We start from the raw sequence: 21,930 nt of genomic DNA on the forward strand, positions 1-21,930 counted from the left end.
TTGGAGATCGGTACGGAAACCGTCCTAAGGCCGGAGCATCGTCCTCCGATCCGGACCCGCCATGCTCTCGACCCTTCTGGTCGTGCTGCCGATCTTCGCCCTGATCTTCGCCGGCTGGCTGGCCCGGCGGATCGGCGTGCTCGGCTCCGCCGCCACCACCGAACTCAACCGGTTCGTGGTCTTCCTGGCCCTGCCGGCCCTCCTGTTCGACGTGACCGCCCACGCCCAGTGGAGCGCCATCTGGAAGCCCGGCTTCATCGGGGCCTTCGGCCTCAGCAGCCTCGCGGTCTTCGCCCTCACCGTGCTGATCCGGCGCGGGGGAGGGCGGCCGCTGGCCGACGCGGCCGTGGACGGCCTCAACGCCGGCTACGCCAATACCGGGTTCATGGGGTTTCCCCTGGCGCTCGTCGCCTTCGGACCGGAGGCCCTGGCCCCCACCACGGTGGCGGCAATCCTCACGGTCTGCGGTGTGTTCGCGGTGGCGATCGTACTGATCGAAACCGCATTGCGGCGCGAAGCGGTCCCGTCGGGCGGGAGCGGTCCCTGCCGCCCCGTCTGGCAGGCGGTCGGCGGCTCGTTGTTGCGCAACCCGCTCCTCGTGGCACCGGCCCTGGGCGCCCTGGTGCCGAGCATGGGCCTCACCGAGCCGGACGCCGTGGAGACGTTCCTGAAGCTCCTGGGCGGGGCCGCGGCGCCCTGCGCCCTCGTGGCCCTGGGCCTGTTCCTGGCCCAGAGCCGCCGTCCCCAGGGCCGCCAGGGGTGGGAGACAGGCCTTCTCGTCGGCCTGAAGCTCGCCCTTCACCCGCTGCTCGCCTTTGGGCTCGGCCGCTTCGTGTTCGACCTGCCCCCCCTCCTCCTGCACACCGCTGTGCTGATGGCCGCGCTGCCGACCGGCACCGGGCCGTTCATGCTGGCAGAGTTCTACCGGCGCGAGGCAGACCTGACCGCCACCGTTGTGCTGGTCTCGACGGTTCTGGCGGTCGTCACGGTCTCGGCCTACCTGGCGGCCATCGCCTAGGATTTTCGCACGCTTCGTGGGTCCGCGGTCCTGGCGGAGGGCCACATTCCGAAACCCGGCGACCACGCTCTCGCCGCAGACGAACCGTAGCAGAGGAATCGTAACACATGGATCCTAGCGTCGTGGCGCGGCACGCCGTGTCCGCGCTAGAACGATCCGGCAAGCGGGGGCGGAACGACGGCTGATGGTGGGTTCGGGAGTTTCGATCGCGGGGCGGATGATCCGCCTCGCCTGTGCGACCGGCTTGGCGCTCAGCCTCTCGGCCTGCTTCCGGCCGCTCTACGGGCCGACGGCTTCGGGTGAGACGGTCCAGGCGCTGCTCGCCTCCGTCCAGGTCGACGAGGTGGCGATGGCCCAGGGCCAGGAGCGCCTCGGCCATTACCTGCGCAGCGAGCTGGTCTTCGACCTCGACGGCTCGGGACAGCCGGCGACCAAGCGCTACCGGCTGAAGCTGTCGGGCTCCGAGATCGTGCAGACCCCGATCGTCTCCTCGACCACGGGCCGCGCCGAGGCCGGCACCCTGGTGGCCAACATCAAGTACAGCCTCGAGGACATGAGCGGCGCCAAGATCTACACCGAGGGCGTCGCCACCTCGACCGCGACCTACGACCGCTCGGTCCAGCGCTTCGCCAGCCAGCGGGCGGCGCGGGATGCCGAGATCCGTCTGGCGAGCGTGCTCTCCGATCAGATCAAGAGCCGCCTCGCCGCCGTCCTGTCGACGAAGCCGTAGCCCGGCGTGACCGCGGTCAAGGCCGGCGAGATCGAGGGGCTGATCCGGCGCGGACCCGATCCGCGCATCCCCGTGATCCTCGTCTACGGACCGGATACCGGTCTGGTGACCGAGCGCGCCCGCAAGCTCGCCGAGGATTTCGTCCCCGACCCGGCGGATCCCTTCGCCCTGGTGCGGATCGACGGCGACGCCCTGGCGGCCGATCCGGGCCGGCTCTGCGACGAGGCCGGGACGATGGGCCTGTTCGGCGGCCGCCGGTCGATCTGGGTCCGTCCGGGCACGCGCAACTACGCCCCCGCCGTCGAGGCCGTGCTGGGCGCGACGGTGGCGGATGCCCGCATCGTCGTGGAGGGCGGCGACCTCGCCAAGAACAACCCGCTGCGCACCCTGTGCGAGCGCTCGCCCCGGGCGCTGGCGATCCCCTGCTACGCCGATGACGAGCGGACGCTCTCGGATCTGATCGAGCGCACCCTCCAGGACCGCGGCCTGCGCATCGACCGCGCCGCCCGGGAGGTCCTGGCCCGCAGCCTCGGCGGCGACCGCCGGGCGAGCCTCATGGAGATCGAGAAGCTCGCTCTCTACGCCGCGGGGGAGGGCGGCGGGGACAAGACCGTGACCCTCGACCATGTCGAGGCCGTCACCAGCGACGTCGCGGCGAGCGTGCTCAGCACCCTGATCGACGCCGCCTTCGACGGCCGCCGCGACGCGGTGGAGCGCGACTACCGGCGCTTCCGCCACGAGGGCCTCGACCCGGGCGTGGTGCTGGGGTCGGCGCTGCGGCACGCCCTGACGCTGCTCACCACCCGCCTCGACAATCCCGACAAGACCCCCGCCATGATGGTGGCGACGTGGCGCGGGCTGCATTTCAAGCGCAAGGCCAGCCTTGAGGGCCAGCTCGGCGCCTGGCCGCCCGGCACGCTCCGACAGGCCGTGGCGGCCCTGCAGGAGGCGGTTCTCGCCTGCCGGCGGGCCGAACCCGATCTGGCCCACGCCCTGGCCTCCGCGGCCCTGCTGCGGGTCGCGGAGGCCGGCGCGCGGCGGCGACGATAGCGCCCCGTTTCAGGCGCCGTCAGCGCCCCCGGACTGGCGGCGCGCGAGCCACGGCCCCCCAGAACAGGCTGGAGAAGAAGCGGGTCGGAGGCCCGAAGCCGACCGCGTCCAGCAGGGTTGCGACGGCCGCCATCAACAGGGCTGGCTCGCATATGCATCTTGGTTTCCGGCGAGCATCAGGGGCTCACCCGGCTTCAGGCGCACGGCGATGGATTGCAGCGATCGCCCGCTGGTCCGCTTCGCCCGGCAGATGCTGCAGCACGCCGATCAGGGCCGCAGCGTCGTAGGCTACGTCACGGGGGAGGGCATCCACCGTCCCACGGACGATCTCGGTTCGGTCGCGGAGTCCGTCCTGCGCCAGCCGCGCGACCGAGCGATCCATCATGGCGTCGGACGGATCGACCGCTGTGAAGTGCAGCCTGGCTCGAGGGCCGCCGCGGTCAGGATCTCGGTGCCGCTGCCGCCCGCGCCGACGATCAGCAGCCGCGCCGCCGTGCCGCGGCCCAGGACGGCGACCCCCGTGCACTACTCTGCCCGGACCAGCCAAGATCGCGCGGACGGCGTTGCGCCGGCCTTCGGAACAGCACGCCGACCGTGCGCGGCGCCAGCCTGGACTTAATCAGCCATTCGAGACTTGGAAGCGGTCGAGCAGGGCCTGCAGCTCGTCCTTCGTCTCGTAGCGGATGCGGATCTCACCCGAATCGGCGTCCTTGGGCTTGTAGGAGACCGGGACGCCGAGCGCCCGGTGCATCCGCAGCTCCAGGTCGCGCACCGGGGCAGGCCGCTCGGCGGACAGGCGTGGACGGCCGGGGCGGGGCGCTTCCGTGGGTGCGGCCTCCGCGGAGGCGATGGCCTCGACATCCCGGACCGACAGGCCCTCGGCCACGACGCGGCGCGCCAGCGCCTCGGGATCGCGCACGGCCAGCAGCGCCCGGGCATGGCCAGCGGTCAGCTCGCCGGCGGAGACCCGCTCCTGCACGGAGAGCGGCAGGTTGAGCAGCCGGAGCGTGTTGGCCAGGTGGCTGCGGCTCTTGCCGAGGATTTCGGCCAGCTCCTTCTGCGTGTACGAGAAATCCTTCATCAGGCGCTCGTAGCCGGACGCCTCCTCGATGGCGTTGAGGTCGGTGCGCTGGACGTTCTCCAGGATCGCGAATTCCAGGGAACCCCGGTCGTCGATCTCGACCACCACCACCGGCACCTCGTCGAGGCCGGCGCGCTGGGCCGCACGCCAGCGCCGCTCGCCGGCCACGATCTCGAAGGTGCCGGGCACGTCGCTGATCGGCCGCACGACGATTGGCTGGATGATGCCCCGCTGGCCGATGGAAACCGCGAGTTCCGACAGCTCCGTCTCGGCGAAACTCCGGCGCGGGTTGCGCGGGTTGGCACGCAGGAACTCGATCTGAACCCTGCGCTGCTCCTCGGCCTTGGCCGAGCCACGGCCCGCCTCGTTGAAGTCACCGATCAGCGCCGCGAGCCCGCGCCCCAGTCGAGGCTTCGCCCCCTCCTCCGCCATGATCGCCACCCGTGTCACGCTCCACATCCCCCCTCTTCGAACCGGAGGGGGCTCAAATCAATCAGGCCGCGGCCGGAACCCGGCCCTCGCGCTGGATCACCTCCGAGGCGAGGCGCAGGTAGGCTTGGCTGCCGGCGCATTTCAGGTCGTACAGCAGCGCCGGCTTGCCGTGCGAGGGCGCCTCGGAGATGCGGACGTTGCGGGGGATCACGGTCTCGTAGACCTTGTCGCCCATGAACCCGCGCACATCCGCCACGACCTGGGCCGAGAGGTTGTTGCGCGGGTCGAACATCGTCAGCACGATGCCCTGGATCGTGAGCTTCGGGTTCAGGGCGCCGCGGACCTGCTCGACGGTGCGCAGCAGCTGGCTGAGACCCTCCAGGGCGAAGAACTCGCATTGCAGCGGCACCAGCACCGCGTCGGCGGCCGCCAGCGCGTTGATGGTCAGCAGGTTGAGCGAGGGCGGGCAGTCGATCAGCACGTAGCTGATCCGGCTCAGGCTCGGCGCCTGGGTCAGGCTCTTCAGGACGCTGCGCAGCCGGTGCGCCCGGTCGGGCAGGGTGGCGAGTTCCAGCTCGAGACCGAGGAGATCCATGGTCGAGGGCGCCAGGGACAGCCGCGGCACCGCGGTGGGAACGACCGCCTGCGCCAGGGAGGCCTCGCCGGCCATGACCTCGTAGGTCGAGACCTTGCGCTTGGCGCGATCGATGCCCAGACCCGTGGAGGCGTTGCCCTGCGGATCGAGATCGATCACCAGCACGTCCTCGCCGATCGCCGCCAGGGCGGTGCCGAGATTGATCGCCGTGGTGGTCTTGCCGACGCCGCCCTTCTGGTTGGCGAGCGCCAGAACGCGCAGAGGGCGGCGCATGGATGAATCCATGGACCGGTCGGCGGGATCGCCGAGGATCGCTTCGCTCATCGGTGGCTCGGGGCGGCGAGGGCAGTGACGCGCACGATCCGGGCATCGGAATCGGTCCGGCTCGGCACGAGGTCGTTAACGACTGTCCACTGCGCGCTGGCCTGGGTCAATTCGGCTTGTACGTCCCGGCCCTTCGGAAACAGCCCGGTGGTGCCCGTTTTCAACAGAGGCTCGGTCCAGGCGAGGAGCTGCACCATCGGCGCGAGGGCGCGGGCGCAGACCACGTCGGTCCCGGCGTAGTCGCCGATCACCGCCTCGATCCGGGCGTTGCGCACCCGGGCCGGCGCTCCCGTGAGCCGGGCGGTCTCGATGAGGAACGCGCATTTGCGCGCGTTGCTCTCCACGAGGTCCACGCGGATGCCGCGCTCCTGGCCGGCGATGGCGAGGATCAGGCCCGGGATGCCCGCCCCGGAGCCGAGATCCAGCCATGTGCGGGCCTCCGGTGCCAGATCGAGGAGTTGCAGCGCGTCCTCGATGTGGCGGCTCCAGACTTCCGCCAGCGTCGCCGGGCCGACGAGGTTCTTGATCGGTTGCCAGCGCCGCAACTGCGCCACGTAGAGATCGAGCCGCTCGGCTGTTTCACGTGAAACACGGGAGGCCGCGAGGATGCGGGCGCGGTCCGGTTCGATCATGCCGAGAGCTGATCCACCACGGCCGGTAGCGAGCGCGCACCGCGCCGCGCATGGGCTGCCAGGAGCGTGAGGGCCGCCGGCGTCACGCCCTCGATGCGTGCCGCCTGTCCCAGGGTTCCGGGCCGTACGGTCTCGAGCTTCACCCGCATCTCGTTGGAGAGTCCCGAAATGGCCGCGTAATCCAGGCCCGGAGGCAGGCGGACCGCCTCGTCCCGACGGAAGGCCGCGATGTCGGCGTCCTGACGGTCGAGATAGACCGCGTAGGTGGCGTCGGTCTTCATCCGGTCGGCGATCCGCGGGGCGACCTCGGCGAGGTCAGGCCAGACCGCCGCCAGGTCGGCCCAGGCGATCTCCGGATAGGCGAGCAGCTGGAAGCCCGAACGGCGGATGCCGTCGCGGTTCAGGGTGATGCCGTGGATCGCTGCCTGGCTCGGCGTCAGACTCACGGAGTCGAGGCGGGCGCGGGTCGCGTCGAGGGCGGCCCGCCCGGCCGCGAAATGGGCGGCCCGACGTCCCCCGACACAGCCCAGCGCGATCCCCCGCGGCGTCAGGCGGGCGTCGGCGTTGTCGACCCGCAGGGATAGCCGGTATTCCGAGCGCGAGGTGAACATCCGGTAGGGCTCGCTGACCCCCTGGGTCACGAGGTCGTCGATCATCACGCCGAGATACGACTCCGCCCGGTCGAAGCCTGCGATCTCGAGGCCGCCCGCGTGACGGGCGGCATTGAGCCCGGCCACCAGCCCCTGGCCGGCCGCCTCCTCGTAGCCCGTGGTGCCATTGATCTGGCCGGCCAGGAACAGGCCCGGCAGGCGCTTCACCTGCAGGCCGACATCGAGTTCCCGGGGATCGACGTAATCGTACTCGATGGCGTAGCCGGGACGGAGGATCGCGGCCCGCTCCAGCCCCGGGATCAGGCGGACCAGGTCGCGCTGCACCTCTTCCGGCAGTGCCGTGGAGATGCCGTTCGGGTAGACCGTCGGATCGTCGAGTCCTTCGGGCTCCAGGAAGATCTGGTGGCCCTCCCGGTCGCCGAAGCGCACGACCTTGTCCTCGATCGACGGGCAGTAGCGCGGCCCCCGGCTGGCGATCCCGCCGGAATACATCGGCGAGCGGTGCAGGTTGGCGCGGATCAGGTCGTGGACGGCCCGGCTCGTCCGAGTGATGCCGCAGCGGATCTGCGGCGTGGTGATCCGCTCGGTCAGGGTGGAGAACGGCACCGGCTCGGCGTCGGCCTCCTGCATCTCCAGGCCGGACCAGTCGATGGTTCGCCCGTCGAGGCGCGGGGGCGTGCCGGTCTTCAGGCGTCCGAGGCGCAGGCCGAGGCGGTCGAGGGTCCGGGCCAGCCCGATCGCCGGCGCTTCGCCGACGCGACCCGCCGGGATCTGCCGCTCGCCGATGTGAATCAGCCCGCGCAGGAAGGTTCCGGTGGTGAACACCACCGCGGCGCAGGCGAGGGTGTGGCCATCCGCCAGGACCACGCCGTGGAGGCGGCCCTCYGGATCGAAAGCCAGATCCTCGCAGGCGCCCGCGACCACCGTCAGCCCCTCGGTCTCGGCCACCGCGGCCTGCATGGCGGCCGCGTAGAGCTTGCGGTCGGCCTGGGTCCGGGGGCCGCGCACCGCCGGACCCTTGCGGCGGTTAAGCAGGCGGAACTGGATCCCGGCCGCGTCCGCCACCCGGCCCATCAGGCCGTCGAGGGCATCGACCTCGCGCACGAGATGGCCCTTGCCGAGCCCGCCGATCGCGGGATTGCACGACATGGCCCCGATCGTCCCCGGATCGTGCGTGACCAGAACCGTGCGCGCGCCGCAGCGGGCAGCGGCGGCGGCGGCCTCGACGCCGGCATGGCCGCCGCCCACGACCGCGACGTCGAACCGGGCGGAGGAGGGGGTAAGCATCGGGGGACGCGCAGCCTCTGGCGGGATCTCACGCGGGCGAAGGGCGCCACGCACCCGGCCTGCCGGCGGTGCACGGCGCCGGAGACCGCGGTTCTGCGGACGGTCTAAGCGGGTCCGGGCAGGACGGTCAACGCGCGCTGTCCGCCTTCCGGCAGCCCCGACATTCCCGACGTGGCGATGCCGAACGGCACAGCCCACATGAATACAGTATTATTAGCGATATTTACGCCGAGTTATATTGTTCACTCAAGTTGAATTCTTGAAGGATGACGGAAGACTTGGCAAGCCTCACTTGTCAGTCGCGCCGGACCGTGCAAATCTTGCGCCGTGACGGAATCCTGAACGGACAACGCCGTCCGGCAGGCCCACGAGAGGGCGTGTTTCGCCGCGTCGCCGAGCGACGCGCGATGAGGAGAGATCGCAATGTCGTCGCTGACGATCGGCCTCGGTGCCGTCTGCTGCGCGGCCGGGGCCGCGGCCCATTTTCTCGACAGCACCCATCGCAAGGAAGGCCTGTTCGGCCTAGCGGGCTTCGCCCTGCTGCTGACCGGGATGTTCCTGACCCGCTCCTAGGGCATCGATCCAGACGCAAGTGTCCGCGACGCTTGGAAACGTGGATGCTGCGACAAGGACCGCGGGCTCAGGCGTCGGATCGCCGTGACGGCGTCTGAGCCCGCGCGGGCGGCCGCGGAATGGGTCTCAGCCGGTCATGGCCGTGGCCGTGTAGCCGGCCTTGGTGAGGGCGTCCGCGATGGTGAGCGCCTGCACGTCGGTGCGGATGGCGACCCGTGCAGCCGCCCGGTCGACGGCGACATGGGCCCCGGGATCGATCCGCTTCACCAAGCCGGTCACCGCGGCGGCGCAGCCGTCGCAGGTCATGCCCTCGACCCGTATCAGCAGGTCGGCCCGCGTCTCGTCCATCCGGGCCTCTTCCAACCGTGTACCCCGAATGTCGGGAGGCGGAGCCGGCCGCGCAAGCCGTGCGCCCGACTCAGAACAGCGCCGGCATGCGGAAGGCGTAATCGATGCGCAGGCCGAACTGATACTGATTGGGGTTGCCGAACGGGCGGCGCACCAGGGGGCTGTCGCCGGAGGCGCCCAGGATCCGGGTGTAGCCGGCAAAGGCCGTGTAGGACCAAGTCTCGCTCTGCGTGTAGGTCACGCCGCCGAGCACTCCCGCCGAGTAGAAGCTGCGCGGATCGTAGGGGGTGACCCGCCCGTTCAGGGCCGCCTCGATCGGGGAGACGCCGAAATATTTCCGGGCGTAGCTGGCATCGCCGAAGTTGAAGCGCGGCCCGATGGAGAACAGGAACTTCTCCGCCGGGATCAGGTAGTCGGCCGCCAGCGAGCCGACCGTGCCGTGATGGCCGTAGATGCCCTGGCGGACTTCGACGCGGGTCCGGATGAAGGAGACCGGATAGAACTCCGCGAACACGCCGGGCTCCACCGCGAAGCGTGCATCGCGGAAGCCGAACAGGTGGCGCCGGTCGTCCCCGTAATAGCGCCCGGGCACGAAGCGCGCGGTCGGCCCGATCCGGAAGGTGCCGGTGTCGAACAGGGACAGGCTGAAGCCGTCGTCCGGTGTCGAGAACCGGCGCGGCTCGCCCACCCGGCGGATGTCGATCGAGGGATAGCCGACGGCGGTGTAGTCGCTGGCGCCCGGATAGCGCGGCACGGCCTGGATCGAGCCGCTCACGGTGACGATCCAGGTATTGGGATCGATCAGCGCGAAGGTCGGCGTGGTCCGCGGAAGATCGGCGCCGAGATCCGCGGCCCGCGTCGGCGTCGTGCCGAAGGCTGCGAGGAGCGCGCCGGCGCCGAGAACGGCGCGGAAGCGTGGGTTACGCTGGGGAACGGAGGTCATGGCAACGCTTTATGGCCCCTTTTCATCCGCTCCGCATTCGCAAGCCGCACAACCCTCCCCGGAGCGCCCCGCAATCGGACGCGACGTGATGATTCCGCAACGTTCCAGCGGGCGCCGGCGTCACACCGCACGGAATTAACAGCCTGTGGCGCGCCATCGCCGTCCCTGAGCCTTGCCGGGCCGGGTGCGCGCGGCCAATGATCCTGCGATTCGGTTCGCGCCCGGCGGGGTTCGCCCGGGATGTCCCCCGGCGACCGGCGCGCGTTCCCGGCAGGTGTTCAGACGATGGTCCCGGTCCTCGGCCGGTACGCGGGGCTGTTGACGGTCGGCCTTCTCGGGCTCGTCGTGTTCGGGCCGCTCGCGGTGTTCCTGCCGCTTTGGAGTGCCCTGGCGCTCGGCGTCGTGGCCGCTGTGGCCGGCGGTCTCGCCCTCACCCGGATCGCCGCCTTGAAGGCGCGCTGCGAGAAGCTGTCGGGCGAGGTCGATCTGCTGTCCCGGCGCCTGCTCAAGGTCGAGACGACGGCCGCCGCCGCGCAGCCGCGCCCCGAATCCGCCGAAGCGACGCTGTGGGCACAGATCGAGGAGCTCACCGTCGAGTTCGGGCTTCTCAGCGGCATCGTCCGCGACCTCACCACGGTGGTGAGCACGCAGGACGCCGCGATCGCGGGCCTCGAGGCCCGGCCCGAGATCCAGGCGGCCCAAGCGCCACGGATCCAGGCCGGGCCGGCGCCCGCCGCGGAACCGATTGCCGCGGCGTCACCGCTCCGCCCCCAGGGGCCGCCCACCATCGCCGAGCAGGTTCCGCCCGCGGCCCCGCCGGACGCGACGGACCGGCGCGCCGCTCCGGTTGCGCCGGCCGGGCCGGCACGGCCCATCCCCCCGCGACCGATCCCGCCGCGGCCGGTGGCGGCCGTCCAGGACGAGGCCGAGATCATCCGGGCCTTCGAAGGGGACGGCCTGGAGATCCACCTCCAGCCGGTCGTCACCCTGCCCCAGCGCAAGGTCGTGGCCTACGAGGCGCTGGCCCGGCTGCGCATCGGCGGCCCCGGCGCTCCGCCGGCCGAGCCCGACGCCTTCCTGCCGGTTCTGGAGCGCTACGGCCGCACCACCGAACTCGACCGTCGCATGCTCCAGCGTGCCACCATCGTGGCCCGCCACCTCGCCCGGCGCGGCAGCGAGACCCTGCTGACCTACGGCCTGTCGCCGCTGTCGCTGTTCGAGCCCGGACTCCTGCGCGAGCTGGCGCGCACCGCCGCCGACGACCCGGCCCTGGCGGGGTTGACCCTCGCCCTGCCGCAGGAGAGCTGGCGCCGTCTCGATGCGGGCCAGCGCGGCCTGCTCGCGCCCCTGCAGGGGCGGATCGGGTTCAGCCTCGACCGCCCCGATGACCTGCGCTTCGACGCGGCCGAACTCGCCGCCCTCGGAATCGGTCAGGTCAAGGTCCCGGCCGAGATGCTGCTGCGGCCGGGCTTGGCCCGAGGCAACCTGTCGGACATCGCCGTCGAGGATACCGCACCGGCCCTGGCCCGGGCTGGAATCCGCCTCGTCGCCACGGGCGTCGCCGACGAGGCCGACGTTCCGGACCTGATCGACCTCGACGTCCCGTTCGCGCAGGGAACGGCCTTCGCGGCGCCGCGGCCGGTGCGCGCGGAGGTCCTGGCGGCTTCGCCCCCCGAAGGTCCCACGCCGCCCGAGCCGGAACCCGAGCGGCGCCCGTTCCGGTCGGTCCTGCGCAGGGCGGTGTGAGGACCGCGCGGCCGACCGGGCGACGCGCCCGGCCACGCGCCTCACCACGCGATCTGCAGGCGCGCCACGACCGTGTCGACCGTGAACGGGGCGGCGCCGAGGCGCTCGGACTGGGCGTCCCCCGGTCGCACCCGCCCGTGGATGACGTTCCCGGTCAGCCTGAGATTCGGTTCGGGATACCAGCTCAGGCCGAGGGTCACGTCCTGCTCGGCGCCCCCGCGGAAACCGCGGGCGTTCAGATCGATGGCGCTGTAGCGCGCGGCCAGTTCGAACACGCCGATCCCGCCCCGCGTGACCCGCTGCGCCTCCGGGACCGTCACCCCCTTGAAGGTCGCGTAGGTGGTGCCGCCCTGAGGCGTCAGCGCGTAGGCGCGGCCCGCGCCGTTCAGCACCATCGCCGCCTCGACGTAGCCGCCCTGGAAGTCGAGACTGGCGGTGGGCTGGCCGGGGTCGCCGAACGGCTGCAGCGCGGCACGGATGTACTCCGCCTGCATCAGGAACGGGCCGCGGCGATAGGCCAGCTCGACGCCGAGCCGCGACACGCTGGCCGCATCCGGGAGATCGCCGGTATCCACCAGAGGACGCTCGAACAGGGACGCCCCCGCCGGGCTCGAGAAGCTGAAGGCGCCGTCGGACCGCGACCGGCTGCGGGCGACCCCGGCGAGCCCGAGATGCAGGGTCTCGTCCGCGGTCATGATCGGCGCGACGGTGGCGCGGGCCGCCACCGCGACGCCGTCCCCGTCGATGCCGCTGCTGGCGGCGTTGCCGAACACGCCGGCCACCGCGGTCCAGGCCTGCCCGTGATGCCCGGCCGCGAAACCGAAGCGGCGCTCCGGCACGAGGGCATTGGCCACCGAGCGCTCGACGAACAGGGTGTCGTTGTTGCTCTGCAGCCATTCCAGGCTGAACGGCTCCTTCATGTTGCCGAGCGTCAGGATCGTGCCCGGCACCCCCTTCCAGGCGACGAACGCGTCGTTGATCGGCAGCATCGGGTCGGCGAAATCGTACTGGAAGGCGATCACCCAGTCCCGGCCGATGGTGAGCGTCGGTTCGATCCAGGCCCGGCGCACCGCGACGGTGTCGGGGAAGGCCTCGGGCAGGCCCGGCCGGCTGAAACCGGCCGCGCCGCCGTCGAGGTGCAGCCGGCCGCCGATCTGGAGCGCCACGTCGGGCTCCGGGACGGTGAGGGTGAGCCCCTTGGCATCGACGCGCAGGCGCTCGCCGGAGGGGCCGGCCAAGGGGCCGGCCATGCCCTCGAACGCGTCCTCCCCGGCCGCGGCGGGCGCCGCCAGGGCGAGGGACACGGCCAGGAAGGCCGGAGCGGGGCGCGTCGCGATCACTGCGTCAGCAGAGAGCAGATCGGCCCGGCGGCGCCAATCATCCTGGCACCGAAATCTGAGAACCGCGGGAGCCGTGACTCGCCGGCCACGGACGCCGGCGATCACGGTGAAATCCTGTCCCGCGCCCACGACGATCCAGGACCAGCCCGCGCGCCCTGGCCGGATGCCGTCCTGCAGGCCGAGAACCGCGCCGCGGGGACGGGTGGCAGCGCTGCGGTCTCCTACACGGCGAGATTGTCGATCAGCCGGGTCCGGCCGAGATACGCGGCGGCGATCACGCGAGCCGGTCCGTCCACCCGCTCGACCGGCGCCAGGGTCCGCGCATTGCAGATGGCGAGATACTGAACCCGGAACCCGGCCGCTTCCAGTGCCGCTCGGCCGGCCGCGATCCGGCCCGCCACGGGCGTGCCGTTGCGGGAGGCGGCGGCGATCTCGGCGAGGACGGCCTGGAGCTTCGGGGCGACGGCGCGCTCCGCGGCGGTGAGGTAGCGGTTGCGCGACGACAGCGCGAGGCCGTCGGGCTCCCGGACGGTCGGCACCCCGCGGATCTCCACCGCGAGGTCGAGGTCCGCCACCGCCTGCTGGATCACCCGGAGCTGCTGGAAATCCTTCTCCCCGAACAGCGCGACGTCCGGCCGGACCTGATTGAGGAGCTTGGTCACCACCGTGGCGACCCCGGCGAAATGGCCCGGCCGGAACGGGCCGCACAGCCCTTCGGTCAGCCCCGCCACCTCGATCCGGGTGGCGAAGCCCGGCGGGTACATGGTCGCCGCGCCGGGCGTCCAGGCGGCGTCCGCACCGGCCTTGTCGAGCAGGGCCAGGTCGGCCTCCAGGTCTCGGGGATAGCGGGAGAAATCCTCGTTGGGGCCGAACTGGGTCGGGTTGACGAAGATGCTCGCCACCGTCCGGCGGCCGATCCGCCGCGCTTCGGCCACCAGGGCGAGGTGGCCTTCGTGCAGAGCCCCCATGGTCGGGACCAGGACGATGCGCTCGCCCGCCGCGCGCCAGGCGGCCACACACCCGCGCAGGGCGGCAAGGTCACTGAAGGGCTGGAGTGTCGGATCTGGCACGGGACGAGTTCCGGGAGACGGGCGTCGCCGGTCTAGAGCATGATGCGGACCGGTGGAATCCGGCTGTCCGCAACCATCCTGGACGAAGAAGCAGCCGGGTGCATGCCGCGGGGGAGGCGGCCCCGGGCTCCCGTCCGCGTAGGGCGGCGGCGCGTGCCCGCGCGCGGGGGGCGCCCCGCCCGGAGCCGGGCTGTTCCACTCAGGGACAATACGGCAGGAGGGAGCGGCCGAAGGGATCGTCCACGCCGAGGGGGGGCGTGAAGCCGTAATAGCTCGGATGCGACAGGCCGTACTCGGAGCCGACATAGCTCGGATCATCCGGTGCGTTGGTGGGCACTGGCGCCCGTCGGGGCGTGCAGCCCACCGGCACGGGACGGGACCGCACCGCGTAGACCGGGCGACGATCGAGCCCGTCGCTGCGCGGGAAGAAGCGCGGACTGGCGCCCAACCCCGTTTCGGCGGGGCCGCGGATGTCAAGATCCGCGGCGCGCGGGGATCCCGCGAGCAGCAGGACGGATCCGAGCGCCGCCATCGCCCCGCGCCCCGTGCCCCGCATGCCTAACCCGTCCCTGCCGAAAGCCGTCACCGTGGGCCGGCAGGGTAAATGGATGATTACCGCACGCTCACGTGAGCGACACGACGAGGGCCTTCAGGACGGCGACGAGATCACCCTCGATCAGGCGGATCTGCAATCCCCGGCCGCCGCCGTTGACGTGAATCTCGGCGCCGGGCTCCGTGAGGGACCCGGCATCGATCGCCGTCGGCACGGACCGCTTCTGCCCCAGGGGGCTGATGCCGCCGACATGGTAGCCGGTCAGCCGCTCGGCGTCGGCGGGCTTCAGCATGGCCGCCGCCTTGCCCGAGAACGCGGCCGCGACCCGCTTCATCGACACTTCCCTATCGGAGGCCACGAGCAGGCAGACCGTCCGTCCGTCCACGGCCGCCATCAGGGTCTTCAGCACGCGGCCGGGGGCGACCCCCAGCGCCTCCGCGGCCTGGAGGCCGATGCGCGGCGCGTCCGGATCGTAATCGTAGACATCAACGCTGTGGCGGATTCCGGCCTTGTCGAGGGCCTGGGTCGCGCGGGTCGTCTTGGAACGCGTTTTGGCGGGCGTCTTCATGGGCGTCCGGGTCTCAGGCGGCACTCGCCAGAGCGGCGATGCGCCGGCCTATCTCCGCATAGGCCGCCGCGACGATGTCCGCCGAGGCCGTCGATCCGGTCAGGTTCACCGAGACCACGACCGGCGCACGTCCCGGCGGCCGCAGGATCGCCACGTCGTTGATCGTCCCGTTGTCGCCGCTACCAGTCTTGTCGCCCGCGGTCCAATCGGACGGCAGCCCCGCACGCAGGCGCTTGCGGCCGGTCTCGCAGGCGATCATCCAGGCTTCCAGCCGGTTGCGCGATGACGGCGACAGGTCGGTGCCGAGGAGGATCCGGCCGAGGGTCGCACGCATCGCCTCGGGCGTGGTGGTGTCCCTAAGATCACCAGGGAGTGCCGTGTTGAGAGTCGGCTCCGTCCGGTCGAGGCGGGTCACGCCGTCGCCGGTACCGCGCAGCCATGCGGTCAGCCCCTCCGGTCCACCGAGGCTCGCCAGGAGCAGGTTGGCGGCGGTGTTGTCGCTCCACACGAGGGTGGCCGCACAGAGATCCGAGACGGACATCCGCCCGGTCCCGCCCCCCGCCTCCAGGGCCGACCGGCTCACCGGCGCGTAGCTCAGGAGGTCGCCGGCCTCGTAGGTCACGATCCGGTTCAGGGTCTCGGCACCGCCATCGACCCGCGCCAGGACCGCGGCCACGGCCAGCACCTTGAAGGTGCTGCACATCGGAAAGCGCTCCGCCGCCCGGTAGCTCGCGAAGACGCGCCCCGCCATGTCGGCGGAGAGGCCGAGGCGTCCGTCAAGGCGCCGCTCGATGACGGCCCAGTCCGGATCCGCCTCGGCCGCCCGCAGGGGCGACACGAAGGGCGCGGCGAACAGGCCGAGGCTGACGGAGCGGCGGGTTCTGGCGATCATGGCGGCGGCCCGGTTCGGTGGCGCGGCGCTGCATCCCTGCGGGAGGCGCCGTGACGCCGCAATGGTATAGGGCCGTCCACCCTTGTTTCACGTGAAACGCCGTCCCTTGGTGCCCCCGTCGGACCATGATGCAGACTGAAACGCTCTTCGCGCCTGCCAGCGGCTTCGGGCGGGCCGCCGTGGCGGTGATCCGCATCAGCGGCCCCGCGGCGCGCGACGTCCTCGTCACGCTGGGCGGACGCCTGCCGGCACCCCGGCGGCTGTCCCTGCGGACCCTGAAGGATCCGACCGACGGGACCGAGCTCGACCGTGCGCTGGTCGCGTGGTTCCCGGGACCCGACACGTATAGCGGCGAGGATATGGGTGAGCTGCACCTGCATGGCGGGACGGCCGTGCGCATGGGCGTGCTCGCGGCCCTCGGGCAGATCCCCGGATGCCGGGCGGCCGAGCCCGGTGCCTTCACCCGCAGGGCCGTCCTCAACGGCCGGATGGACCTCGCCGAGGCCGAGGCCGTCGCGGATCTGATCGATGCCGAGACCGAGGGCCAGCGGCGGCAGGCCCTGCGCCAGCTCGATGGCGCCCTCAGCCGCCAGGTGGCCGCCTGGCGCGCGGAGGCGATCGATTGCCTGGCCGCCGCGGAGGCCGCGCTGGATTTCTCCGATGAGGGCGACGTGGACGATGCCGGGCTCGATGCCGCGATGTTCGAGCGCGCCGAGATCCTGCGGAATGCAATCGCGGCGGCGCTCCGCGACGGGCACCGCGGCGAGCGCCTGCGCGAGGGATTCACGGTGGTGCTGGCCGGTGCTCCCAATGCCGGAAAATCGACCCTGCTGAATGCCCTGAGCCGGCGCGACGTGGCTCTCGTGTCGGACACCCCCGGCACAACCCGCGACGCCATCGAGGTCCGGCTCGACCTCGGCGGTTTGCCGGTCCTCCTGGTGGATACGGCTGGTCTGCGTGACACCCTGGAGCCGATTGAGGCCGCGGGGATCGCCCGGACGCGGGCGCGGATCGACGGCGCCGACCTCGTCCTCGCCCTGGTTCCTCCCGGGGCGCCGGCCCCCGATCTGGGGTCGGTGAGCATTCCGGTTCTAACCGTCCACACCAAAGCCGATCTTTTTGCCGGCTCATCACTACCCCTGTCCGACGCCGCGATCGCCGTTTCTGCGCGGACCGGGGCGGGCCTGAGCACGTTGCTCGACGCCGTACAGGCCGCGGCGGAGACCGGCCTCGGCACCGGCGATGCGCTGATCACCCGAGCCCGTCACAGGGCGGCGCTCGAGGCCTGCGTCGCCCATCTCGACCGGCTTCTCATAGGCGCGGGTGGCCTGCCGGAACTCGCCGCCGAGGATCTGCGCCTCGCGGTGCGCGCCCTTGGCGCGGTCGGCGGCCATGTCGGCGTCGAGGATGTGCTCGACCGCCTATTCAGTGGATTCTGCATCGGAAAATAATTGAATAGCCGGCAATTTGCAGGGCGCTGGCCTATGCGGGGATGCGCAGGATCCGCGGTCGCCAGATGCCCAGCGCCACATTGGCGGTCGCGACGGCCAGCAGCACCCAGAGGGTGCCGCGCTCGCCCGGAAGTGCCACCGCCAGCGTGGCCGAGTCGACGAGACCGGCGAGCGCCCGGGCGCTCTGCTCGGCCTCCTGCTTCATCGGTCCCTGCACATAGACCAAACCGCCCTCGAACATGAGGACGCCGGTGGCGAGCTTCACCCAGGCCCAACCGGCCATGAGGAAGGCCCGGTTGAGTGCCATGGCCAGCAGGCCGGACATCAAGGTCACGGCCAGCGCCGGCAGGAAGATCCATGTGGCGACCGCGCCCATCGCGCCGCGCATCGCCGCGTAACCCGCGAGGGCAGCCGGTGCGGGCGCGAGGCTCACCATGACGACCAGGGACGCCATCGCCCCCAGCAACCCGGCGGACCCCATCGTGTGGAGGAACTTCAGCAGGCGTCGCACGGCATCTCACCCGGGCCGCTTTCGGTGAAGCCTAGCGCGGCCGGCCCCGGCGGGATAGCGGCGCGTCGGTCGCAGGGCGTCCGGTCGAAACCCTCCACCGTCCTTGCGAGCGCAGTGAAGCAACCCAGCCGGCGCCCCGCCGACCGCGGTCGCGCTGCCCTGGGTCGCTTCGCTGCACTCGCGATGACGGAGCGGCGCGGGGCCCCTCAGCTCCGCAGGCCCGGCGCCTCCTGCCCGGTTCGGGCCACGTACTCGGTGTAGCCGCCACCATACTGGTGGATGCCGTCCGGCGTGACTTCGAGCACCCGGTTCGAGAGCGCGGCCAGGAAATGCCGGTCGTGGGACACGAACAGCATCGTGCCCTCGTAATGGGCAAGCGCCGTGATCAGCATCTCCTTGGTGCCCATGTCGAGGTGGTTGGTCGGCTCGTCGAGCACCAGGAAGTTCGGCGGATCGTAGAGCATCAGCGCCATGACCAGCCGGGCCTTCTCGCCCCCCGAGAGCACCCGGCAGCGCTTCTCGACGTCGTCGCCCGAGAAGCCGAAGCAGCCGGCGAGCGCCCGGAGCGACCCCTGGCCGGCCTGCGGGAAGGCGTCCTCCAGGGTCTGGAAGACCGTGCTGTCCCCGTCGAGCAGATCCATGGCGTGCTGGGCGAAATAGCCGAGCTTGACGCTGCCGCCGAGGGTGACCGAGCCGTCGTCGGGCGCGGTGGTGCCGGTAACCAGCTTCAGGAGGGTCGACTTCCCGGCCCCGTTGATGCCCATGACGCACCAGCGCTCCCGGCGCCGCACCCCGAAGTCGAGCCCCTCGTAGATCGTGCGGCTGCCGTAGCGCTTGTGCACCCCTTTCAGCATCACGACGTCGTCGCCCGAGCGCGGCGCCGGCTGGAATTCGAAGGCCACGGATTGCCGCCGCCGGGGCGGCTCGACGCGCTCGATCTTGTCGAGCTTCTTCACCCGGCTCTGCACCTGGGCGGCGTGGGAGGCCCGGGCCTTGAAGCGCTCGATGAAGGCGATCTCCTTGGCGAGCATCGCCTGCTGGCGCTCGAACTGCGCCTGGGCCTGCGCCTCGTTGAGCGCCCGCTGCCCCTCGTAGAAGGCGTAGTCGCCCGAATAGGTGGTGAGCGCGCCGCCGTCGATCTCGACCACCTTGGTGACGATGCGGTTCATGAACTCGCGGTCGTGCGAGGTCATCAGCAGGGCGCCGTCATAGGCCTTCAGGAACGATTCGAGCCAGATCAGGCTCTCCAGGTCGAGGTGGTTGGACGGTTCGTCGAGGAGCATCACGTCCGGGCGCATCAGCAGGATGCGGGCCAGCGCCACGCGCATCTTCCAGCCCCCCGAGAGGGCGCCGACATCCCCGTCCATCATCTCCTGGCTGAAGCTGAGGCCGTCGAGCACCTCGCGGGCGCGGCCCTCCAGGGCGTAGCCGTCGAGTTCCTCGAAGCGCGCCTGGACCTCGCCGTAGCGCTCGATCAGGGCGTCCATCTCGTCGGCCCGGTCCGGATCGGCGAGCGCCGCGCCGAGGTCCGCGAGTTCGGCCGCCACGGTGCTCACCGGGCCGGCGCCGTCCATCACCTCGGTGACGACGCTGCGCCCGGACATCTCGCCGACATCCTGGCTGAAGTAGCCGATCGTGATGCCCCGGTCGGCCGCGACCTGTCCCTCGTCCGGCTGCTCCTGACCGATGATCATCCGGAACAGGGTGGTCTTGCCGGCCCCGTTCGGGCCGACGAGCCCGACCTTCTCGCCCCGCTGGAGCGCGGCCGAGGCCTCGATGAAGACGAGCTGACGCCCGTTCTGCTTGGTGATCTTGTCGAGGCGTATCATGGAGAGGGGGTGCGGTGTCCGGGAAAGGGTCTCCCGGGGGCGCTTACGGCATGGATCGAGACGGCGCAAAGACGGGCCGGGCGGGGGCGAGGCCTGCGCGCCACGCAATCGTGGCCGTCGCCGGGGGCCGCGCGGCTTTTCGGCCCCATTCTGCGAGCTACGTCGTTTGCCTGCGGCACCGGCGGCCGCTCCGGCTTATGGTGCCGGGCTTGGCCGTGGCGGACACCTTTGAGGACGACGATGCTTTGCGGTTGGTGGACGACGAGCCTGGACATGGCCATGCTCGGACTGGAGGCCCAGGGGGTGATCGCCCAGCGGATGGCGATGTTCGCCTTCGGGGGTCCGGCCGCACAGGTCGAGGCGCAGCTCATGGTGACCGAGAAGATCATGGCGGCGAGCGAGGCGGCCCTGATGCTGGCCGCCGGCGCCTCGAACGGAAAGGTGATCCGCAGCTATCGCCGGAAGGTTCAGGCCAACGCGCGGCGCCTGAGCCGGGGGTGAGCGGGCGGCGGCCTCTCCCTCGCCCCTCTGGGGCGGAGGGAGAGGCGCGTGTCAGGACGGGATGAGTCCCCCGCCCGTCGGCCCTCAGTTGTCGGCCGTCCGGAAGGTGTCGCAGGCCTTGGTCTGGCCGCTCTTGTAGCCGGCGGTGAACCAGCGCTGGCGCTGGGCCGACGAGCCGTGGGTGAAGGAATCCGGCACCACGTAGCCCTTCGAGCGCCGCTGGAGGGCGTCGTCGCCGATCTGGGCGGCGGCGTTCAGAGCCTCGTCGATGTCGCCCTGTTCCAGTTCGGCGTACTTGTCGTTGGAGTTCTTGGCCCAGACGCCGGCGAGGCAGTCGGCCATCAGCTCGATCCGCACCGACAGGGCGTTCGCCTCGGTCTTGCTCGAGGCCTGCTGCTGGCGGGTTTGGACCTTGCCGAGGATGCCCAGCACGTCCTGGACGTGGTGGCCGACCTCGTGGGCGATGACGTAGGCGTAGGCGAAGTCACCCTTCACGCCGAACTTCGAGGCCATCTCCTTGAAGAAGCCCGTGTCGAGATAGACCTTCTTGTCGAGGGGGCAGTAGAACGGCCCCATCGCGGCCTGGGCCGAGCCGCAACCCGAGCGGGTGCCACCGGTGTAGAGCACCAGCGTCGTCGGGGTGTACTGCTTGCCGGTCTGCTGCGGCAGGATCTGGCTCCACACATCCTCGGTGTTGCCGAGGATCTTCGAGGCGAACTTCCCGCTCTCGTCGGTGGGGGCTTGGCGCCGCTTCGCCTGGGTCTGCGGGTCGGCCGGCTGCTCCTGCTGGCTGTGGCCGCCGCCGATCCGCTCGGCGCCGCCGATCAGGATCGCCGGGTTGATGCCCGTGAAGTAGCTGATGATCAGCAGCACCACGATGGTGCCGATGCCGAGCCCGCCGGCGCCGCCGCCGGGAAAGCCCATCCCGCCGCCGCCACCGCCTTCGCCCCGGCGATCCTCGACGTTGTCGGAGCTGCGTAGATCTTCCCAGCGCATGGTTGGGTCCCGCCATCGATGCTGCGCCGGCCGCCTCGGGCAGCCCACGGTTTGCTGTGCGTCGTTGTGTCCGGCCCCTGGTGCACCGGGGGTGGGAACGAAGCTCTAATGGCGGGAGGGGAGACCCGGTTCCGCCGCCGCGGTCAAGCTGTCCCGTCGAGGAGGGCGCGCAGGGCGCGGAAATCCCGCCAGGCCAGACGCTTCTGCACCGGCTGGCGCAGCAGGAAGGCCGGATGGAGCGTGGCCAGCAGCTTCACCTCGCGGTTCGGCAACTTGTAGGGGAACAGCCGGCCGCGGGTGCGAAGGATGCCGTCCTTGGTGCCGGTCAGCGTCTGGGTCGCGGGCGCGCCCAGGCAGACGAGGATGTCGGGATCGACCAGCTCGATCTGGCGCTCCACGAAGGGGCGGCACACCGCCACCTCCTGGGGGGTCGGGTTGCGGTTGCCCGGGGGCCGCCAGGGCACGATGTTGCCGATATAGGCGCTCGTCCGGTCGAGCCCGATCGCCGCCATCATCTTGTCGAGGAGCTGGCCCGAGCGGCCCATGAACGGCTTGCCGATCCGGTCCTCGTCGGCGCCCGGCGCCTCCCCGAGAAACATCACCCGCGCCTCCGGGTTGCCGTCGCCGAACACGAGGTTCTTGGCGGTGAAGCGCAACGGGCAGGCATCGAAGGCGCCCAGGATCTTTTCGAGTTCGTCCAGCGTCTTGGCCTGCCGCGCGCGGGTGCGGGCGTCGCTCGCGGCCTCGTCGGGCTGGGCGCTGGCGGCGCGGCCGAAGGTCCGCGGCGCCGCGGCCGGCGGGGGCACGCCGGGAGGCGGCACGAGGCTGTTGGCGGGCGCGCCGACGGGC

General features: G+C 71.4%; 23 protein-coding genes. 7 read left to right on the forward strand and 16 right to left on the reverse strand.

Features of this window, described 5'->3' with window-relative positions:
* Positions 1-61: 61 nt before the first annotated feature.
* The 3 genes from ACXJKQ_RS21950 (at position 62) to holA (ending at position 2,798) form a co-directional block, all read left to right on the forward strand.
* Positions 62-1,018 (forward strand): AEC family transporter, encoded by a 957-nt coding sequence (locus ACXJKQ_RS21950; protein WP_457107812.1) that lies wholly within the window; start codon positions 62-64, stop codon positions 1,016-1,018.
* 184 nt (positions 1,019-1,202) lie between these two features.
* A complete protein-coding gene (gene lptE / locus ACXJKQ_RS21955; protein WP_457107813.1) occupies positions 1,203-1,748 on the forward strand; it encodes an LPS assembly lipoprotein LptE in 546 nt (181 codons plus the stop codon).
* Positions 1,749-1,754: 6 nt separating this feature from the next.
* On the forward strand, positions 1,755-2,798 hold the full coding sequence (gene holA / locus ACXJKQ_RS21960) for a DNA polymerase III subunit delta (protein WP_457107814.1): 1,044 nt from the start codon (positions 1,755-1,757) through the stop codon (positions 2,796-2,798).
* 184 nt (positions 2,799-2,982) lie between these two features.
* On the opposite strand, the gene ACXJKQ_RS21965 is transcribed toward holA, so the two are convergent.
* From ACXJKQ_RS21965 to mnmG, 5 genes are all read right to left on the reverse strand, one after another.
* Positions 2,983-3,183 carry a hypothetical protein gene (locus ACXJKQ_RS21965; RefSeq protein ID WP_457107815.1) on the reverse strand — a complete coding sequence of 67 codons (201 nt, stop codon included), beginning with the start codon at positions 3,181-3,183 and terminating at the stop codon, positions 2,983-2,985.
* Positions 3,184-3,417: 234 nt separating this feature from the next.
* Positions 3,418-4,311, reverse strand: coding sequence for a ParB/RepB/Spo0J family partition protein (locus tag ACXJKQ_RS21970; RefSeq protein WP_457107835.1), 894 nt, complete (start codon positions 4,309-4,311; stop codon positions 3,418-3,420).
* 61 nt (positions 4,312-4,372) lie between these two features.
* Positions 4,373-5,230 carry a ParA family protein gene (locus ACXJKQ_RS21975; RefSeq protein ID WP_457107816.1) on the reverse strand — a complete coding sequence of 286 codons (858 nt, stop codon included), beginning with the start codon at positions 5,228-5,230 and terminating at the stop codon, positions 4,373-4,375.
* The gene (gene rsmG, locus ACXJKQ_RS21980) at positions 5,227-5,862 is read right to left on the reverse strand and encodes a 16S rRNA (guanine(527)-N(7))-methyltransferase RsmG (protein ID WP_457107817.1); all 636 of its coding nucleotides are present in this window, start codon (positions 5,860-5,862) and stop codon (positions 5,227-5,229) included. The genes ACXJKQ_RS21975 and rsmG overlap by 4 nt, the downstream gene beginning before the upstream one ends.
* Positions 5,859-7,760 carry a tRNA uridine-5-carboxymethylaminomethyl(34) synthesis enzyme MnmG gene (gene mnmG, locus ACXJKQ_RS21985; protein WP_457107818.1) on the reverse strand — a complete coding sequence of 634 codons (1,902 nt, stop codon included), beginning with the start codon at positions 7,758-7,760 and terminating at the stop codon, positions 5,859-5,861. The genes rsmG and mnmG overlap by 4 nt, the downstream gene beginning before the upstream one ends.
* A gap of 423 nt (positions 7,761-8,183) precedes the next feature.
* On the opposite strand from mnmG, the gene ACXJKQ_RS21990 reads away from it, so the two are divergent.
* Positions 8,184-8,333, forward strand: a complete 150-nt coding sequence (locus tag ACXJKQ_RS21990; RefSeq protein ID WP_457107819.1) for a hypothetical protein — start codon at positions 8,184-8,186, stop codon at positions 8,331-8,333.
* Between the two features lie 126 nt (positions 8,334-8,459).
* On the opposite strand, the gene ACXJKQ_RS21995 is transcribed toward ACXJKQ_RS21990, so the two are convergent.
* Both ACXJKQ_RS21995 and ACXJKQ_RS22000 read right to left on the reverse strand, forming a co-directional pair.
* Positions 8,460-8,681, reverse strand: coding sequence for a heavy-metal-associated domain-containing protein (locus ACXJKQ_RS21995; RefSeq protein WP_457107820.1), 222 nt, complete (start codon positions 8,679-8,681; stop codon positions 8,460-8,462).
* A gap of 70 nt (positions 8,682-8,751) precedes the next feature.
* Entirely contained in the window at positions 8,752-9,624 is an 873-nt protein-coding gene (locus ACXJKQ_RS22000) for a MipA/OmpV family protein (RefSeq protein ID WP_457107821.1), read from the reverse strand.
* A 285-nt stretch (positions 9,625-9,909) separates the two neighbouring features.
* Between ACXJKQ_RS22000 and ACXJKQ_RS22005 the strand changes: the two genes are divergently transcribed.
* Positions 9,910-11,370 (forward strand): EAL domain-containing protein, encoded by a 1,461-nt coding sequence (locus ACXJKQ_RS22005; RefSeq protein ID WP_457107822.1) that lies wholly within the window; start codon positions 9,910-9,912, stop codon positions 11,368-11,370.
* 41 nt (positions 11,371-11,411) lie between these two features.
* Here ACXJKQ_RS22005 and ACXJKQ_RS22010 read toward each other — a convergent pair whose 3' ends face one another.
* The 5 genes from ACXJKQ_RS22010 to bla all read right to left on the reverse strand — a co-directional run bounded on the left by ACXJKQ_RS22010 (position 11,412) and on the right by bla (position 15,793).
* Positions 11,412-12,710: an OprO/OprP family phosphate-selective porin gene (locus ACXJKQ_RS22010; protein WP_457107823.1), complete on the reverse strand. Its 1,299-nt coding sequence runs from the start codon at positions 12,708-12,710 to the stop codon at positions 11,412-11,414.
* 221 nt (positions 12,711-12,931) lie between these two features.
* Positions 12,932-13,780, reverse strand: coding sequence for a pantoate--beta-alanine ligase (gene panC / locus ACXJKQ_RS22015; RefSeq protein WP_457107824.1), 849 nt, complete (start codon positions 13,778-13,780; stop codon positions 12,932-12,934).
* Between the two features lie 199 nt (positions 13,781-13,979).
* Positions 13,980-14,336, reverse strand: a complete 357-nt coding sequence (locus ACXJKQ_RS22020) for a hypothetical protein (RefSeq protein ID WP_457107825.1) — start codon at positions 14,334-14,336, stop codon at positions 13,980-13,982.
* A gap of 67 nt (positions 14,337-14,403) precedes the next feature.
* A complete protein-coding gene (locus ACXJKQ_RS22025) occupies positions 14,404-14,901 on the reverse strand; it encodes a YbaK/EbsC family protein (protein ID WP_457107826.1) in 498 nt (165 codons plus the stop codon).
* Positions 14,902-14,914: 13 nt separating this feature from the next.
* A complete protein-coding gene (gene bla / locus ACXJKQ_RS22030; RefSeq protein WP_457107827.1) occupies positions 14,915-15,793 on the reverse strand; it encodes a class A beta-lactamase in 879 nt (292 codons plus the stop codon).
* A gap of 125 nt (positions 15,794-15,918) precedes the next feature.
* On the opposite strand from bla, the gene mnmE reads away from it, so the two are divergent.
* Entirely contained in the window at positions 15,919-17,244 is a 1,326-nt protein-coding gene (gene mnmE, locus ACXJKQ_RS22035; RefSeq protein WP_457107828.1) for a tRNA uridine-5-carboxymethylaminomethyl(34) synthesis GTPase MnmE, read from the forward strand.
* Between the two features lie 31 nt (positions 17,245-17,275).
* Here mnmE and ACXJKQ_RS22040 read toward each other — a convergent pair whose 3' ends face one another.
* Positions 17,276-17,755, reverse strand: coding sequence for a hypothetical protein (locus tag ACXJKQ_RS22040; RefSeq protein ID WP_457107829.1), 480 nt, complete (start codon positions 17,753-17,755; stop codon positions 17,276-17,278).
* A 206-nt stretch (positions 17,756-17,961) separates the two neighbouring features.
* Positions 17,962-19,584, reverse strand: a complete 1,623-nt coding sequence (locus ACXJKQ_RS22045; RefSeq protein WP_457107830.1) for an ABC-F family ATP-binding cassette domain-containing protein — start codon at positions 19,582-19,584, stop codon at positions 17,962-17,964.
* 240 nt (positions 19,585-19,824) lie between these two features.
* On the opposite strand from ACXJKQ_RS22045, the gene ACXJKQ_RS22050 reads away from it, so the two are divergent.
* Positions 19,825-20,085 carry a hypothetical protein gene (locus ACXJKQ_RS22050; protein ID WP_457107831.1) on the forward strand — a complete coding sequence of 87 codons (261 nt, stop codon included), beginning with the start codon at positions 19,825-19,827 and terminating at the stop codon, positions 20,083-20,085.
* Between the two features lie 84 nt (positions 20,086-20,169).
* Here ACXJKQ_RS22050 and ypfJ read toward each other — a convergent pair whose 3' ends face one another.
* Together ypfJ and ACXJKQ_RS22060 are read right to left on the reverse strand one after the other, a co-directional pair.
* The gene (ypfJ, locus tag ACXJKQ_RS22055) at positions 20,170-21,081 is read right to left on the reverse strand and encodes a KPN_02809 family neutral zinc metallopeptidase (protein WP_457107832.1); all 912 of its coding nucleotides are present in this window, start codon (positions 21,079-21,081) and stop codon (positions 20,170-20,172) included.
* Between the two features lie 143 nt (positions 21,082-21,224).
* A partial coding sequence (locus ACXJKQ_RS22060; protein ID WP_457107833.1) for a uracil-DNA glycosylase occupies positions 21,225-21,930 on the reverse strand: 706 nt, incomplete at its 5' end.

The sequence above is a fragment of the Methylobacterium sp. P5_C11 genome (assembly GCF_054049775.1).

Coding starts and splice junctions, on each gene's coding strand:
- ACXJKQ_RS21950 (WP_457107812.1), top strand. CDS start 62: ATGCTCTCGACCCTTCTGGTCGTGCTGCCGATCTTCGCCCTGATCTTC.
- lptE (WP_457107813.1), top strand. CDS start 1,203: ATGGTGGGTTCGGGAGTTTCGATCGCGGGGCGGATGATCCGCCTCGCC.
- ACXJKQ_RS21965 (WP_457107815.1), bottom strand. CDS start 3,183: ATGATGGATCGCTCGGTCGCGCGGCTGGCGCAGGACGGACTCCGCGAC.
- ACXJKQ_RS21970 (WP_457107835.1), bottom strand. CDS start 4,311: ATGGCGGAGGAGGGGGCGAAGCCTCGACTGGGGCGCGGGCTCGCGGCG.
- ACXJKQ_RS21975 (WP_457107816.1), bottom strand. CDS start 5,230: ATGAGCGAAGCGATCCTCGGCGATCCCGCCGACCGGTCCATGGATTCA.
- rsmG (WP_457107817.1), bottom strand. CDS start 5,862: ATGATCGAACCGGACCGCGCCCGCATCCTCGCGGCCTCCCGTGTTTCA.
- ACXJKQ_RS21990 (WP_457107819.1), top strand. CDS start 8,184: ATGTCGTCGCTGACGATCGGCCTCGGTGCCGTCTGCTGCGCGGCCGGG.
- ACXJKQ_RS21995 (WP_457107820.1), bottom strand. CDS start 8,681: ATGGACGAGACGCGGGCCGACCTGCTGATACGGGTCGAGGGCATGACC.
- ACXJKQ_RS22000 (WP_457107821.1), bottom strand. CDS start 9,624: ATGACCTCCGTTCCCCAGCGTAACCCACGCTTCCGCGCCGTTCTCGGC.
- ACXJKQ_RS22005 (WP_457107822.1), top strand. CDS start 9,910: ATGGTCCCGGTCCTCGGCCGGTACGCGGGGCTGTTGACGGTCGGCCTT.
- ACXJKQ_RS22020 (WP_457107825.1), bottom strand. CDS start 14,336: ATGCGGGGCACGGGGCGCGGGGCGATGGCGGCGCTCGGATCCGTCCTG.
- ACXJKQ_RS22025 (WP_457107826.1), bottom strand. CDS start 14,901: ATGAAGACGCCCGCCAAAACGCGTTCCAAGACGACCCGCGCGACCCAG.
- bla (WP_457107827.1), bottom strand. CDS start 15,793: ATGATCGCCAGAACCCGCCGCTCCGTCAGCCTCGGCCTGTTCGCCGCG.
- mnmE (WP_457107828.1), top strand. CDS start 15,919: ATGATGCAGACTGAAACGCTCTTCGCGCCTGCCAGCGGCTTCGGGCGG.
- ACXJKQ_RS22045 (WP_457107830.1), bottom strand. CDS start 19,584: ATGATACGCCTCGACAAGATCACCAAGCAGAACGGGCGTCAGCTCGTC.
- ACXJKQ_RS22050 (WP_457107831.1), top strand. CDS start 19,825: ATGCTTTGCGGTTGGTGGACGACGAGCCTGGACATGGCCATGCTCGGA.
- ypfJ (WP_457107832.1), bottom strand. CDS start 21,081: ATGCGCTGGGAAGATCTACGCAGCTCCGACAACGTCGAGGATCGCCGG.